General features: G+C 36.9%; 14 protein-coding genes. 9 read left to right on the top strand and 5 right to left on the bottom strand.

Going from position 1 to position 14,997, the window contains the following annotated elements; genetic code table 11:
- Positions 1-112 precede the first annotated feature (112 nt).
- The 4 genes from MKJ01_RS06680 to MKJ01_RS06665 all read left to right on the top strand — a co-directional run bounded on the left by MKJ01_RS06680 (position 113) and on the right by MKJ01_RS06665 (position 4,665).
- The gene (locus MKJ01_RS06680; protein ID WP_241612784.1) at positions 113-637 is read left to right on the top strand and encodes a DUF1697 domain-containing protein; all 525 of its coding nucleotides are present in this window, start codon (positions 113-115) and stop codon (positions 635-637) included.
- A 93-nt stretch (positions 638-730) separates the two neighbouring features.
- Positions 731-1,540 carry a 3-deoxy-8-phosphooctulonate synthase gene (gene kdsA / locus MKJ01_RS06675; protein WP_241612783.1) on the top strand — a complete coding sequence of 270 codons (810 nt, stop codon included), beginning with the start codon at positions 731-733 and terminating at the stop codon, positions 1,538-1,540.
- A 205-nt stretch (positions 1,541-1,745) separates the two neighbouring features.
- Positions 1,746-3,962 (top strand): TonB-dependent siderophore receptor, encoded by a 2,217-nt coding sequence (locus MKJ01_RS06670; protein WP_241612781.1) that lies wholly within the window; start codon positions 1,746-1,748, stop codon positions 3,960-3,962.
- Positions 3,963-4,191: 229 nt separating this feature from the next.
- Positions 4,192-4,665 carry a DUF3347 domain-containing protein gene (locus MKJ01_RS06665; RefSeq protein WP_241612779.1) on the top strand — a complete coding sequence of 158 codons (474 nt, stop codon included), beginning with the start codon at positions 4,192-4,194 and terminating at the stop codon, positions 4,663-4,665.
- A gap of 50 nt (positions 4,666-4,715) precedes the next feature.
- Here MKJ01_RS06665 and MKJ01_RS06660 read toward each other — a convergent pair whose 3' ends face one another.
- The 4 genes from MKJ01_RS06660 to MKJ01_RS06645 all read right to left on the bottom strand — a co-directional run bounded on the left by MKJ01_RS06660 (position 4,716) and on the right by MKJ01_RS06645 (position 8,477).
- Positions 4,716-5,834: an FAD-dependent monooxygenase gene (locus tag MKJ01_RS06660; protein ID WP_241612777.1), complete on the bottom strand. Its 1,119-nt coding sequence runs from the start codon at positions 5,832-5,834 to the stop codon at positions 4,716-4,718.
- On the bottom strand, positions 5,834-6,463 hold the full coding sequence (locus MKJ01_RS06655) for a sister chromatid cohesion protein PDS5 (RefSeq protein WP_241612776.1): 630 nt from the start codon (positions 6,461-6,463) through the stop codon (positions 5,834-5,836). The genes MKJ01_RS06660 and MKJ01_RS06655 overlap by 1 nt, the downstream gene beginning before the upstream one ends.
- Before the next feature lie 56 nt (positions 6,464-6,519).
- The gene (locus tag MKJ01_RS06650) at positions 6,520-7,386 is read right to left on the bottom strand and encodes an RNA polymerase sigma factor RpoD/SigA (protein ID WP_055859010.1); all 867 of its coding nucleotides are present in this window, start codon (positions 7,384-7,386) and stop codon (positions 6,520-6,522) included.
- A 299-nt stretch (positions 7,387-7,685) separates the two neighbouring features.
- Positions 7,686-8,477, bottom strand: coding sequence for a S1/P1 nuclease (locus tag MKJ01_RS06645; RefSeq protein WP_241612774.1), 792 nt, complete (start codon positions 8,475-8,477; stop codon positions 7,686-7,688).
- Positions 8,478-8,767: 290 nt separating this feature from the next.
- Here MKJ01_RS06645 and MKJ01_RS06640 point away from each other — a divergent pair, with 290 nt between their 5' ends.
- From MKJ01_RS06640 to MKJ01_RS06625, 4 genes are all read left to right on the top strand, one after another.
- Entirely contained in the window at positions 8,768-9,709 is a 942-nt protein-coding gene (locus MKJ01_RS06640; protein ID WP_241612772.1) for a type VI secretion system baseplate subunit TssG, read from the top strand.
- A 53-nt stretch (positions 9,710-9,762) separates the two neighbouring features.
- Entirely contained in the window at positions 9,763-10,677 is a 915-nt protein-coding gene (locus MKJ01_RS06635) for a TssN family type VI secretion system protein (RefSeq protein ID WP_241612770.1), read from the top strand.
- An 11-nt stretch (positions 10,678-10,688) separates the two neighbouring features.
- Entirely contained in the window at positions 10,689-11,828 is a 1,140-nt protein-coding gene (locus MKJ01_RS06630; RefSeq protein WP_241612768.1) for a hypothetical protein, read from the top strand.
- Between the two features lie 115 nt (positions 11,829-11,943).
- Complete coding sequence (locus MKJ01_RS06625; protein WP_241612767.1) at positions 11,944-13,125, top strand: aminotransferase class V-fold PLP-dependent enzyme; 1,182 nt, start codon at positions 11,944-11,946, stop codon at positions 13,123-13,125.
- 18 nt (positions 13,126-13,143) lie between these two features.
- Here MKJ01_RS06625 and MKJ01_RS06620 read toward each other — a convergent pair whose 3' ends face one another.
- The gene (locus MKJ01_RS06620; protein ID WP_241612766.1) at positions 13,144-13,797 is read right to left on the bottom strand and encodes a metal-dependent transcriptional regulator; all 654 of its coding nucleotides are present in this window, start codon (positions 13,795-13,797) and stop codon (positions 13,144-13,146) included.
- An 86-nt stretch (positions 13,798-13,883) separates the two neighbouring features.
- Between MKJ01_RS06620 and MKJ01_RS06615 the strand changes: the two genes are divergently transcribed.
- Positions 13,884-14,918 (top strand): low specificity L-threonine aldolase, encoded by a 1,035-nt coding sequence (locus MKJ01_RS06615; RefSeq protein WP_241612765.1) that lies wholly within the window; start codon positions 13,884-13,886, stop codon positions 14,916-14,918.
- The last annotated feature ends 79 nt before the right edge of the window (positions 14,919-14,997 follow it).

The raw sequence follows: 14,997 nt of genomic DNA, 5'->3' as shown, positions 1-14,997 counted from the left end.
TAATAAGTTCTTAAGATGATAAATTCGGACATTCCGAAGCTCAGAACATCCTTTTAATGTTTATATTTACAGCTGATAGTTAAGGTCAATTAAAAACTAAATAACTAATTATATGAGATATTGTGCTTTTCTCCGCGGCGTCAATGTAAAAGGAACCAATATGAAAATGGCAGAGGTCTGCCAGGTTTTTAGCAAGTCAGGAATGCAGGATGTAAATTCCGTGCTGGCTTCAGGGAATATCATTTTCTCTTCAGATCAGGAACCTGATGAATTAAAAAATATACTTGAAAAAACCATGTCAGAACACTTTTCTTATGAAGCATTTTTATTTGTCAGATCGCAAACAGAAGTAAAAGAAATCCAAAATGGGAATCCTTTTGGGAAAAATGAAGAATTGCATGCTTATGCATTTGTAGGAAATGAAGGCATAGAAAATATTCTGATGAAAGAATTTCAAAACAGTATAAAAGCTCAGCAGGAAGAAGCACAAATCACAAACAATAATTTCTATTGGCAGGTTCCGAAAGGAAATACGCTCGATTCATCATTTGGGAAAGTATTAGGCAAGAAAAGTTTAAAAGACCGGTTTACCAGCAGGAATTTAAATACTTTTGAGAAAATTCTGAATAAATTCTGATCAGTCTGTACAATGATAGAGTCAAGCAAAATCATTAAAAATTTCCGATTCCGAAACTTTCTCATTACTTTTACTGAACTTTAATTATATACAATGATTCAGTATTTAGATAACATCCATCACAAAGATTCAAAAAACTTTTTTCTTATTGCAGGGCCTTGTATTATAGAAGGTGAAGATATGGCACTTAAAATTGCTGAAAAAGTAGTGGAACTGACCAATAAATATAATATCCCCTATATTTTCAAAGGAAGTTTCAAAAAAGCAAACAGAAGCAGAGTAGATTCATTCACAACGATTGGCGAAGAAAAATCTCTTGAAATCCTGAAAAAAGTGGGTGAAACTTTTAATATTCCGACCACTACCGATATTCATGAAAATGAACATGCCGCACTCGCCGCACAATATGTAGATGTGCTTCAAATTCCTGCCTTTCTGGTTCGCCAGACAGACCTTTTGGTGGCAGCCGCAAAAACAGGTAAATGTGTTTCTCTGAAAAAAGGACAGTTCCTTTCCCCGGAATCCATGAAATTTGCGGTTCAGAAGATTACAGATTCTGATAATCAGAAAGTAGCCATTATAGAAAGAGGAAATTCTTTCGGATATACGGATCTTATCGTGGATTACAGAGGTATCCCTACCATGAGAGCCTATGCACCGGTAATTCTTGATGTTACCCACTCATTACAGCAGCCTAATCAAAGCTCCGGGGTAACGGGAGGAAGACCTGATCTTATTGAAACGGTAGCAAAAGCCGGAATTGCAGTAGGGGCAGACGGAATTTTCATTGAAACACACCCGACTCCTGAAACGGCATTATCAGACGGAGCCAATATGCTTAGACTTGATCTCCTGGAAGATCTCCTGCAGAAATTAACAAGAATAAGAGAAGCTATTTTATAGTTAAATAGAATTGCCAACAGCTTAATTTCCTTCAACATATCTGTGGTTGTTTACTGGAATTGATAGGTACAGAATTCTAAGGAATATCTGAAAATATTGCTGTTAAATACAAGTGAATAATCCTTAGCCTTCAAACGTTAAATAAATTATAAAAAAGTTAAAATAAAAGTTATATATTCACGTTTGAAATTTTAAAATATTTCTTTTGAAAAAACTAGTTTTACCACTGAGCCTCTTGGTTCCCTCCTTACTCTTTTCTCAGAACAGAAAAAAAGATACCATGAGAACTTCTTCTATTGAAGAAGTTGTTTTCCAGAAAAAAGTAACCGGAAGAACCAATGACCTTACTGCAGTAAAAATTTCAGCAAAAAATGCCCAGAATGTAGCAAGTATTTCCGGAGGTATCGAAGGAATTCTTAAAACACTACCTTCAGTAAACTCCAATACGGAACTTTCTTCACAATATATGGTCCGTGGCGGAAACTATGATGAAAACCTTATTTATATCAATGATATTGAAATTTACAGGCCTTTCCTGATCAGGAACTCCCAACAGGAAGGTCTAAGCATCATTAATCCGGATATGGTTTCTACGGTCAATTTCTCAGCAGGAGGATTTGAGCCGAGATATGGCGACAAAATGTCTTCAGCGTTAAATATTTATTACCGCGAACCTGAAAAATTTGAACTTTCAGGTGAAGGGAGCTTGATCGGAGGAAGGTTAACAGCCGGTTTTGCATCTGGAAAAGATAAGGATGATAACCGGAAATTTACCGCCTTATTTTCCGGAAGATATAGAAATACCAACCTTGTACTTAATACCTTAAAAGAAGATACCGATTTCAATCCTGAATACATGGATTTCCAGACGTATCTGAATTATCATTTCAGTCCGAAATTTTCCGTTTCATTCATCGGGTATTACTCTAAGAATGACTATGAAATGATCCCGAAAGAAAGGGAAGTGGACTTTGGAAGTCTTCAGCAGCCGCTCAAGTTGAATGTAGCCTATGGAGGCCGCGAAGATGATAAATATAAAAATATGATGGGAACGGTTTCCATGAACTTTAAACCGTCCGACAAATGGAGATTTACACTGGATGCTTTTTCATACCAGAACCGTGAAAGGGAATATTATTCCATTGCTTCGGCTTATGTCTTGCAGACTTTTGACCCTGTTACAGGAGAACCTGTGACTTCTTATGATGCAGGCGGGCAGATCGAACATGCCAGAAATGATTTGTTTGTTAAAACCTATGGTGCCCAGTTCAGGACACGTTTCTCACCAAATGTGAATACGGATATTGAATTAGGTTTTAAATATGAAAAAGAAAATCTGCAGGACCTGACCAATGAATGGAAACTGGTAGATTCTGCCGGATACAGCCTTCCACATGAAGAATTTATTGATCCGAGGAATGCAGGAGATCTTAAACTGATGTACAACATATCCGGAAGAAACCACATTCAGCCGACCCGGTTTTCTGCCTATGGACAATATTCCCAGAAGTTTTTCTGGGGGAGTAATAAGATATTTGTGAATGCCGGTGCCAGGGTAGCCCATTGGAGCTTTAACAATGAAACTATTTTTTCGCCAAGAGCACAGTTTGCCGTTAAGCCGGATTGGGATACCGATATGCTGTTCAGGTTGTCGGGAGGGATTTATTACCAGGCTCCTTTTTATAAAGAAATTAAGGATTTGGAAGGTAATTTCAACTCGAATATAAAATCCCAGCGTTCTATTCAGGCGATCTTGGCAAATGACTACGAATTTTATTTTGACGACAGGCCGTTTAAGCTGACCACGGAACTGTACTATAAAAAAATGAATGATCTGATCCCGTATTATATGGATAATGTAAGGATCCGTTATACCGGGAAAAATAATGCATCAGGCTATGCGTACGGAATTGATACCCGGTTATTCGGGGAATTTGTTCCGGGTGTGGATTCCTGGTTATCGGCAAGCTACGCAAGGGTATTTGAAAACATTGACAGAAAAGGAGATATCCCGAGGCCTACCGACCAGAGATTAAGATTTGCCATGTTCTATCAGGATTATATGCCGAAGTTTCCTTCCATGCGTGTGAACCTTACTTTAGTATACGCGATGGGATTACCAACCGGGGCTCCTGTGCTTACGGATCCATACCAATACCAGAGAACATTACCTTCTTATAAAAGGGTAGACATAGGCCTTTCGAAAGTATTCATTGACCGCAAAGAAAATAAAAAAACCTATGGCTTCTGGGGCAATTTCGAAGAGCTTACTTTGGGTGTTCAGGTTTTCAACGCCTTTAATATTAGGAATACGGTAGCCAATCAATGGATTACGGATGCGAATACCACTTTAATGTATCCTGTCCCGGTGCGTTTGACCGGCCGTTTCTTTAATGTAAAACTTGAATTTAAAATTAAGTAGTTTGTTTAAAATTATCTGTATAAACACTTCTGAAATTATCAGGAGTGTTTTTTAGATACAGAATAATCTGTTCTGCTGTTAAAATCAGAATATCTGATACCATATAAAAGTATAAAAATTATGATTATTATGACCATATATTTTTATATTTGCTCCCTTCAAAGACTTATAAATGCCAGTATTTTTATGAGATCTTTTGTCACCGTATAAATAATTGTAAGAAGTAAGAATGAAAAAATATATTTTCACTGCTGTAATAGGTTTATTGAGTGTAGCTTCTGTATCTGCACAATCTAAAAAAAATGCTCAGGTTTCAAAGCTGTATCAGAATTATCTCACCATCAAATCCTCATTGGCTTCAGATGATGCTGAAAAGACGTCAAAAGCGGCAGCCGATTTTATCAAAACATCGTCTTCAATAGATTCTAAAACCATTTCACAAAAAGATCTGAATATCCTGAAAAAAGATGCGTCAGTAATTTCCGAAACAAAAAATATAAGCACCCAGCGAAAATCGTTTTATGAACTTTCAGATTATATGATTGCCCTAACAAAAGAATTCAAAATATCTGAGAATCCTGTGTATGTCCAATATTGCCCAATGGCTCAAGGAAGCTGGCTGAGCAGCGAAAAGAAGATCGTTAATCCTTATTACGGAAGTTCCATGCTTTCCTGCGGAACGGTAAAAGCAGAGATTAAATAATTTCAGGGACCAGCAACCGGATTGAATGACAGGTCATTTTATATCAGAAGCTACATTTCAAGCTGAATGATTTTTTCAGCTAATTTTTGATTGATATGGTCAGGAACAGATTTCATTAGAAAATTCCGCAGAAAGATTGCTCTTTCCCATTGGGAGAATTTTCCGATGTGCCAGCTGGTACTGACTACTTGATCAACTTTCTGTCTTCTGATCTTTTGAAACTTCTCAAAAACCTGTGTAAAATCTTTAGTCTGCTCCAGTAATTTTCCAATGATATAAGCATCTTCAATAGCCTGACAGGCACCCTGACCCAGGTTAGGAGTTGTGGCATGAGCGGCATCACCAATCAGGCACAAATTTTCTGTATACCATTTCGGAATAGGAGAAAGATCAGTAAGATCATTAAGAATAATATGTTCCGGCAGAGTAGTTTCTATCAATTGCCTGATCAGAAGATGGAAACTGCTGAAGTGTTCCGCTACCGTATGATAGCGTTGATACCTGTTCTCATTGACCACTGCATACCAGTATACTTTGCTGGCCGACATTTTTACAAAACCGAAACGTTTTCCTTTTTCCCACATTTCAAAAGCTTCATGGTCGTATTGTTCAGGCAAACTGAAATCAGTCCATCCCCGCCAGCAGATCTGTCCGGCCTTCCGGATCTTACCTGTTTTCAGAACCTGTTTACGGATTCCTGATTTTATGCCGTCTGCCCCAAAAACAATTTTACTTTCAATTTCATTTCCATTTCCGAAACTGAGAATATAGTTTTCTTTTTTCTGAATCCTATGTAAGGAATGATTCAGCTTGATCTGATCCAAACCTATATTTCCAGCCAGAATTCTCTGCAGTTCAGCTCTGTGAATGGCCACATTACAGGAATTGTATTTCTTTTCAAGAGCCAGTACATCAGTTTTGGAAATCAATCTGAAATTTTCATCAGTTATCGAAATCACATGAATTTTATTTCCTGCATATTCAATTTTCTCTTTCAATCCTAACTTGTCAAATACCTGCATTGCATTGACAGCCATCATAATTCCTGCTCCTACAGGTTTTATCTCAGGAGCGGATTCATATAGGGTGAAATCGATATTCTGTTGTTTGAGAATATTTCCAAGCGTAAGACCGCCAATTCCGGCTCCGATGATTGAGATTGAATTCATTATTTTAAACCAAATTCTAGTAATATTTTGCCTTTTTGTGTAATTAAAGCTGTTATTTGATTAAATTCTACCCTTTCCTCTTCTGTTGCATTAAAAGAACCTATTCCTGTTCCTTCTACTAATCCAATATTATAAAGTTGTTCATCTAATGCAAAATAAAATTTACCATCTGTACATGATCTCAGTGAAAGTAAGTCATAATAGAATGTTTTTTCTACTATATCTGCAAATTTTAGAAAAACTGAATATTCAATTTTTTTATCAATAAAGTTTCTAAATAGACGACCTATAATTTTAGGCTTCCCATCTGAATCAATTCTATTTAAAATTTCTATTATTTTTTCACCAACTTTGTGATTATATTTTTCAGAGTCATCTATATATTGAATCTCCTTAAGAATAAGTTCAGAAGAAATATCTTCTAATTCATTTAGAAAATGAATTAACTTATTTGCAAAAATCTTATCACTAACTGAGGTTCCTAAATTATAAATATCTATAAAAGTTTTTAAAACAGGAATTTTTGATATAATATCATTATCAAAATATGAGTCTAATGGAACTTCAATTAAAGATGTTACTATCTTTGTTGCATCAGAATTTATTAATTTATTAAATTTATTATTCATTTTATTTTTTGATAAAAAAACAGGAGTAAAAACTCCTGTTAAATTATTTCGCTGAATTATTTACCCAAATAAGATTTCAAAATCTTACTTCTGGTATTGTGCTTTAACCTCTTGATCGCTTTTTCTTTAATCTGACGGACTCTTTCTCTGGTTAAGTCGAAAGTTTCACCGATTTCTTCAAGCGTCATCGGATGTTTTCCGTTCAACCCGAAATATAATCTTACCAAATCTGCTTCTCTGGGCGTCAGCGTATTCAAAGCTCTTTCGATCTCAATCTGAAGAGATTCCAGCATAAGGTCTTTATCCGGGCTTGGAGATTCTCCTGAACGCAATACGTCATAAAGATTGGAGTCTTCACCTTCTACCAAAGGAGCATCCATCGACAAATGTCTTCCGGAATTCTTCATGGATTCCTTGATATCTTCTTCACTCATATCAAGAACTTCAGCCAGCTCTTCTGGAGAAGGCGGTCTTTCATTTTCCTGCTCAAGGTGGGCGTATGCTTTATTAATTTTGTTGATCGATCCGATCTTGTTCAATGGTAATCTTACAATTCTCGACTGTTCTGCCAAGGCCTGTAAAATCGACTGACGAATCCACCAAACCGCGTAAGAGATAAATTTGAAACCTCTAGTTTCATCATACCTTTTTGCCGCTTTCATCAATCCTAAATTACCTTCATTGATTAAATCCGGTAAAGAAAGACCCTGATTTTGGTACTGTTTGGATACCGATACTACGAAACGAAGGTTGGCTTTAATCAGTTTTTCCAATGCTGCTCTGTCGCCTGCACGGATTTTTTGTGCCAAATCTACCTCTTCGTCTGCCGTAATTAGTTCCACTTTACCAATTTCCTGCAAATACTTGTCTAATGAAGCAGTTTCCCTGTTGGTTACCTGCTTAGTGATTTTTAATTGTCTCATCTATTTTATCCTCAAAAAGAGTTTCTATTATATTATACGTTCGAAAAGGTAAAAAGGTTACACATGGTCCAATAATTTTTTATTTAATTAATTTTAATTTCAGAAAATAATTGTAAATTGTCGCTTTTGCAATTATAGAACAGGCTATTCAATTCTGTACGTGAGCAGATTGTACCTAGAATTTTTCAGATGCTGCGATGCAATTTTTCTCCATTGATTTTAAAGTACGAAATAAAAAAAAGCGAAACCGAAGTTCCGCTATAGGGTTTAAAAATCAAAATTGATTTTAATGTATATCCTTAATAAAGATCATTTAGCAGTTTTGCAAGCCTTAATCCTCCGTAAAGCAGCTGCCTTTCCATAATATCATTGAACTTATACTGGTAGTCATAAGACAGTTTGGAGTCATTCGGTGTCTGTGCATAAATTCTGTTGGCTATTTTATGGGAATCATACAGCCAGTCTTCCAGGGTTCCTGTCTGAATCTGTTTTACTTCATTATCTGTTTTGATATCCAGAAGCTTTGCATATTCTGTATAGCTGTATTTTTGAGAGTCAACCAGCTTTCCGTCCCATACCGAGTGCAGATTGGTTTTCTCACCGAAATACGTAACATTGATTTTGTTTCCGCCCAAATCTTCCGCCCTTCCTACATGTAAAGGCTGGGAAAGATCTCCCATAATATGAATAAGGAAAATCAAAGCAATTTTTCTGTCCTTTTCAGAAGTTTTTGCATCTTTGATCTGACTGGACAAAGTATTTACCTGAGTATATAAGCTGGGCCCTGCCTGAGCTTTCAGTTTTTGTTCGAAAACCTTAAAATCAGTCTGCGGATCAATATTTACATAATGCCATGCTGAAGCCTGCTTCCATGCTCCTGTCGTATCAGATTTAATAAAGTCCGGCCAGTTGGCCCAATATGCCAGACGTTCCCGGCCCATAATTTTTTTGATTTCTCTTCTTGCCTTTCCGGAAAGGTGGTTTTCTGCGATTTCCGCAATAATCCTGTGCCCAGTCAGTCCCCATGCATAAGAATAGAGTGAAGACGCCACAAATGCCAGCATCAGGATTTTAGAATACATACTTTTCATTGTGAATAAAATTTTCAGTTCGCAAAGATACGCTTAATTTCAGGTTAGAAAATAAAGCGAAAGTCATAGTTTTTAAATTTAACGTATTGTTAAAATGCTGTATGTAATGCAGTTCTATAGCTGTCAGTCTTACTATTATGCCTAAGAGACAATTTTTTAGGGAATATCTGAGAGATAATTTTATTTTAATGGCAATTATTTTGTATTTTTAGAATAAAAATTAATAGTTAAAATATTTTTTCAGTCATCTGGATCTATTATTTTTACAAGCCAAAATCATTGTGAATACCATGTATGAGAATAATATTGTAGACATGCATTACAATAAGCTGCAGACCGATTTTAAAGCTGAAGCGGTAGCAGTCAACCTTTTAAAATATCACAGGGCGGTAAGCAATATTTTTATTGACCGGATTGGAATTAACGACCGTGCGTATTTAAAAGACATCAAAAATATTACAAGCAATTATCTGGGTTTTGATGAAGAAGTATTTACGATACATACTTATAGGGAAGGCATTTATGATTATCTTCCCGAAGGACTTTTTCATCCGCCGTCACTAGGAGCTTCAAGGAAAAATGTTGAAACCGTAGTCCGTGAGATCCGCAAGCAGAAAAAAGTGGAAGAAGACGCCAGAAAATTTTTTCAGCCTTTTGAACTGGAAATATTTTTTACTGAAATCAGTGCTTTACTCAAAGAATCGGATTTTGACATATCAAGTGACACCGATTCATTGCTGAATACAGTAAGCGAGCTCTGGCCACTCATTAAAATGATGGATAAACAGAATGCTTATGTCTTCATGTACATTTTACCGTTTTTCCACCAGATCAGAGGCGATAAAAAATGGTTTGAACGCTGCATGAGTGCTTTCCTGCAGGTTCCTGTAGAAGTGACTTTCTCGCCTAATGTCATCGACCGGGTGGAAGAGCAGGACAATTCCATGCTTTTGGGGAATTCGAGGCTGGGAGTAACTTATATTCCAAGCGGAAAACATATGGACGGACAGAGAAACTGGGTCGTGAATATCGGGCCGATTCCTTATAAAGAAATGAAAAAATACATTAAAGGAAATGTATTCCGGAAAGTTCTCCAGGCGATGTATGATTATTTTTTACCGGTAAGCGTAGACGTGGAGGAAAATTTTATCACTGAAAAACAGGAATATTCTTTTGCTTTAGATGATGACGAAAGAAATGCAGGACGTCTGGGTTACTCTACATTCCTGTGAAAAATTTAACTATATTTACATTCACCAATAAAAAATATTAATCCGAAAGAAACATGGAAATTTCTTCAGTAAAAGGAATCTTTTTAAGGTATATTCTGATGCCTTTATTTGCAGTCATCATGATGGTAATATTAGGAGCCATCAGAAGGAACAAGCCTGCCATTAAGATTAAAACCATTATCATTTACGTTCTGCTTTGCAGTCTGTGTCTGGCCATTCCGGGAATCTTCGGTTTTTCCAAGAACCTGTTCAATCCGTATTGGTATCTTATTGCACAGATTATCTATCTTATTTTAGGGATTATCCATGTTAATTTATCCGACAGATATTTTAAGAAGCATTTCACATCGCTTACAAAAAGTATTTTATTTGAATCCATCCTTTCAATCACCTGCATCGGTTTCGGAGGATATCTTTTTTACCTTATTTTTAACTGGATCAGCGGAGGATTAGGATATCCGGTCATGGCTGCAACGAGCATCTTTATTTTTATTGTTCCTCTGGTTTTCCATTATTGCTATATCCAATTGATCAGTATTCCTGTAGATATTTACAAAACATGGAGGTATTCGCCTGAGCAAAGACTTCCTGATTTTGAAGGTGCGGATTTCGATCGATTAATGGTACTGAATGTAGAATTAAGCAAAAATCTGGAAGATGCCAACCGGTTCAGGATAAAAGCGAAAACCCTGCCGACAGGAGTCACTTTCGGAGACTGGTTTTATCGTGTGGTAGATGATTACAACCATAAAAACCCGAATTCGATCATTCATCTGTCTGATCAGATACAGGAACCTTACTATTGGATTTTCTACACGAAGAAATCATTTTTCAGCTTCAGGAAATACATCGATTTCGACCAGGACATTACCCAGAACAGAATTGCCGAAAACGATGTTGTGATCTGTAAAAGAGTGATCCAGCACGAAGAGGAAGGAGTCAGAAGACAACAATCAACCACCGTTTAAAAATATTGAATATGATACAGCCGATCAAGCACTTTGCCATCAATTGGGTTGACGGGATGAAAGTTTCCCAGAGACATCTTAACGATCAGGATAATTTTTTAATAGATACCATCAGAGATTCCAGTTCCCTGGGAATCAATATGTATAATTACGGGCTTCTGCCTATTTCAAAAGAATTCACAGACAGAACGATTTTTGATGTGCACAATACAGCTACCAATGATGTTCAGCTGGTGATCAAGCATTGCAGTGCCATCACGATGGCCGGATACAGAATAGAACTTAATGACAGGAGAGTAAGTGTGAAATCACTGGCCAAGTCTATGGAAGAGGAACAGGCTGACGGAGATTATTATATCTTAATTTCGGTAAATCCTTTTGATAAAGTTCCGTTCGGTGATATTGACCCGGAGGAACTTCCGCCGCGCCATCCGAATACGCAACCGAACCATCATATTGAGCTTCTTGCTGTAACTTCGCTGAACAGCAGTTACTCCGGAGGCAATTACCTGATTATCGGAAAAGTGGATTTCAAAGGAAATATCGCACAGGTCGATGCGAATTTTATTCCGCCCTGTACGTCTGTGCAAAGCCATCCTGCATTAATTGATTATTACAATAGTTTTGCAAAATCTGTGGGAAATCTCCAGCAGTATGCATTCAAGATCATCCAGAAGGCATCACATAAAAACCAGAATACGGCATTGGCTCAAAACGTTAAGTTTTTATGCAATACCATGATTAATACCTTTGGTGATATGTATTTCCAGTTCAGAAATATCACACCGTACCAGCCGCCGGTATTTTTAATTGAATCTTTTTCAAAATTGGCACTCCGTTTATACAATGCTACCCAGGTACTTGTTCCTGCAGAACTGGAAGAAATGCTGAACTACAGTCTTGAATGGAGTGAAATTGCTCCTCATACGCTCCTGAATCAGCTTTCTGTTGTGGCTGAGACCAATTATGACCATCACAACTGCGGAGAACCGCTGCTTTACATTCAGCAGATGCTGAGAAGCCTGGAAATTATTTTCTCTAAACTGAGCGAGCTGGATTACATCGGGCAAAGAAAAGAAAATATTATTGTTAATGAACAGGAAGTTTCTTCAAACAACAATCCAAAAAGAGGCTGGAGTGTTTTAGATTAATTTACATAGACCTAATGATAAATCCCGATTTTAATCAGTCGGGATTTTTATTTTAAAATAAAAAGATATAATCATCAGTTCTACGATTGGCTGATGCTGAATAAAGTATTGAATAATGGACATTTATCAAATAAGAAAAGATACCAGAGGATTATCAGACGGTAAAATATTCCTGAACAATGCCGGCTCATCTCTAATGCCTGATGTTGTAGTCGATTCCATGGCTGACTATTTGCATCAGGAAGAACAGTTTGGAGGCTATGAAGTAGCAGGCAGAAATGCTGAATTACTGGAACAGTTTTACACTGAAACAGCAAAACTGATCAATTGTCAACCCCGCAATGTTGCCTTTATGACAAGTGCTACAGAAGCTTTTGCAAAGGCTCTTTCAAGTATTATCTTTCAGGAAGGGGACTGTATAATCACCACAGTTGATGATTATATTTCCAATCAGATTACTTTCATCTCATTACAGAAAAAATTAAATGTAAAAATCATCAGGATGAAAAATCTTTCAGACCATGAACTGGATCTGGAAGATTTAGAAAACTTAATCAGAACCTACCGTCCAAAGCTGGTGTCAGTAACGCATATTCCTACAAATTCGGGGTTGGTTCAGAATATAGAAGGCGTAGGGAAAGTCTGTCGTAAGCACCATGTATTATATCTGGTAGATGCCTGCCAGTCAGTAGGACAAATGGCAGTGGATGTTGAGAAGATAGGCTGTGATTTTTTAACAGCAACCGGTAGGAAATTTATGCGGGGGCCGAGAGGAAGTGGCTTTTTATATGTTTCTGACCGAGTTTTGGAAGAGGATTACGCACCTATTCTTCTGGATATGAGAGGAGCCAACTGGTCAGAATATGATAATTATGAATTGTTTACTACAGCCAAAAGATTTGAGCATTGGGAGATTTCTTATGCTGCTCTGTTAGGTTTTACAAAAGCAATACAATATGCTAACAGGATCGGGCTGCAGAATATTGAAAGTTATAATAAAAATCTATCGGTTACATTAAGACAGAATCTCCGCAACAGCGGATTTCAGGTTTGGGATTTAGGAAACCACCTGAGCAGCATCATTACGTTTTGCGGCCCTGATGGGGATCTTGAAAAAATTCAAAAGTTTCTGAGAGAACATAATATATTCTTCTCCGTGACGTATAAGAACTCTGCCCTGATTGATTTCACCCATAAAAACATTTCAGGAATTGTAAGATTATCACCGCATTATTTTAATACATTAGAAGAGATCGAAAAGGTATCTTTAATATTGAAAAACAGCCTTCTTCAGTAAGAATACTGTAGTAAAAAATTATTTTTTCACTAAGATTTTATCCGTTGCTTTCCGGCTCAGGATTTCCTGCTTTCCGTCTACTTCAACGGTCATGGATTTGTCAAAACTTTCCAGTTTGATGATCTTTATTTTCTTGTTTAAAAATAAATTACGCTCGGTAAGATAATTAAGAAATGCATCGTCGGAAAGGGTAACAGAAGTGAATACAGCCACATCTCCAAGCTTACATTCGCTTAATTTTTTTAAATCCTGTGCAATAATATTCCCATCCTTATCCGGAATGGGCTCTCCATGGGGATCAAATTTGGGATAATCAAGGATTTCATCCATTTTATCAAAGAAAACAGTAGAGTGGACGTGTTCGAGCTGTTCTGCAATTTCATGCACATTTTCCCAACCGAAATTCATTTTTTTTACCAGAAACATCTCGGTAAGGCGATGTTTCCTTACCACTAATGCGGCCTCTCTTTTTCCTTTTTCTGTGACAATCAATGGTTTATAAGTCTCATAAATCACCCAGTTCTTTTCTGCAAACTTTTTCATCATATTATTGACGCTCGGCATTTTAACAGACAAGAACTTGCTTAGCTCATTAATCGTAACTTTACCTTCCTGATCAATAACATGAAACAGGGCTTTCAGGTAATTTTCTTCGGTAAGGGTTGCTTTCAAGATGTTAGATGTTTTCTATGACAAATCTAACAAAATATTATGAATTATAAATGTTTGTTCTTTCTGCTTTTTTATAATTTTGTCCTATGAAATTTTCATTTAAAAACGATTATTCGGAAGGCTGCCATCCCCATATTTTAGAGGCATTATTGAAATATAACCTTGACCAGCAGGCAGGTTACGGAGAAGATCAATATTCTTTACAGGCTAAAGAACTCATCCGTGAAATAATTAAAAACCATAAGTCTGAAATCTATTTTGTTTCAGGTGGGACTCAGGCGAATTTAATTGTTATTTCTTCGGTTTTAAAACCTTACCAATGTGTTATTTCCGCTGCAACCGGGCATATTCTTAATAATGAGACAGGCGCAATCGAAGCAACCGGGCATAAAGTGCTGGGCATTGAAAAAGAAGACGGCAAACTGACACCTGAAGATATTGTCCCTGTTCTTGAAAGCCATAGGAACATCCCGCACCAGGTCATGCCAAAGCTGGTGTATATTTCCAATTCTACGGAAATGGGAACAATATATACTCTGAAAGAACTTGAAAATCTTTCTACGTTCTGTAAGGAAAACAAATTGTATCTTTTTATGGACGGTGCAAGGCTGGGGCATGGCCTTACTGCTGAGATCAGTGATCTGACCCTGGAAAAAACAGCTGAACTCACTGATATTTTCTATTTGGGCGGCACAAAAAACGGTGCTTTATTGGGAGAGGCCATCATCATTAATCATCCCGATCTGCAGCAGGACTTTGCTTTTAACATCAAACAGAAAGGCGCATTGCTGGCAAAGGGCAGGGTATTGGGTATCCAGTTTTTGGAACTGATGAAAAACGATCTGTATTTCAGCCTGGCAAAGCATGCGAATCAACAGGCAATGAAAATGAAGAAGGCAATGGGAGAGAAGGGAGTACATTTTCTGTCAGATACTTATACCAATCAAATTTTCCCAATCTTAAATAATGATCTCATTGAAAAGTTATCCGTATCCTTTGATTTTTATATCTGGAAAAAGATTAATGCTGATTTTTCCGCGATCCGGCTGATTACTTCATGGAATACCGGCGATGAAGAAGTGAACCGTTTTATAAAAATGATTGAAGAAGAACTGCAATAAAACAAAAACAGCCTGATAAGGCTGTTTTTAGACGGTTTAATCCTTTTAAAAGCTTTTTTCAATGCGCTGTTACTGACAA

The organism is Chryseobacterium sp. SSA4.19 (assembly GCF_022601875.1).
Classification (GTDB): Bacteria; Bacteroidota; Bacteroidia; order Flavobacteriales; family Weeksellaceae; genus Chryseobacterium.
Note: the sequence above shows the minus strand (reverse complement) of the source record. Positions and strands in the feature narration are given on the sequence as shown.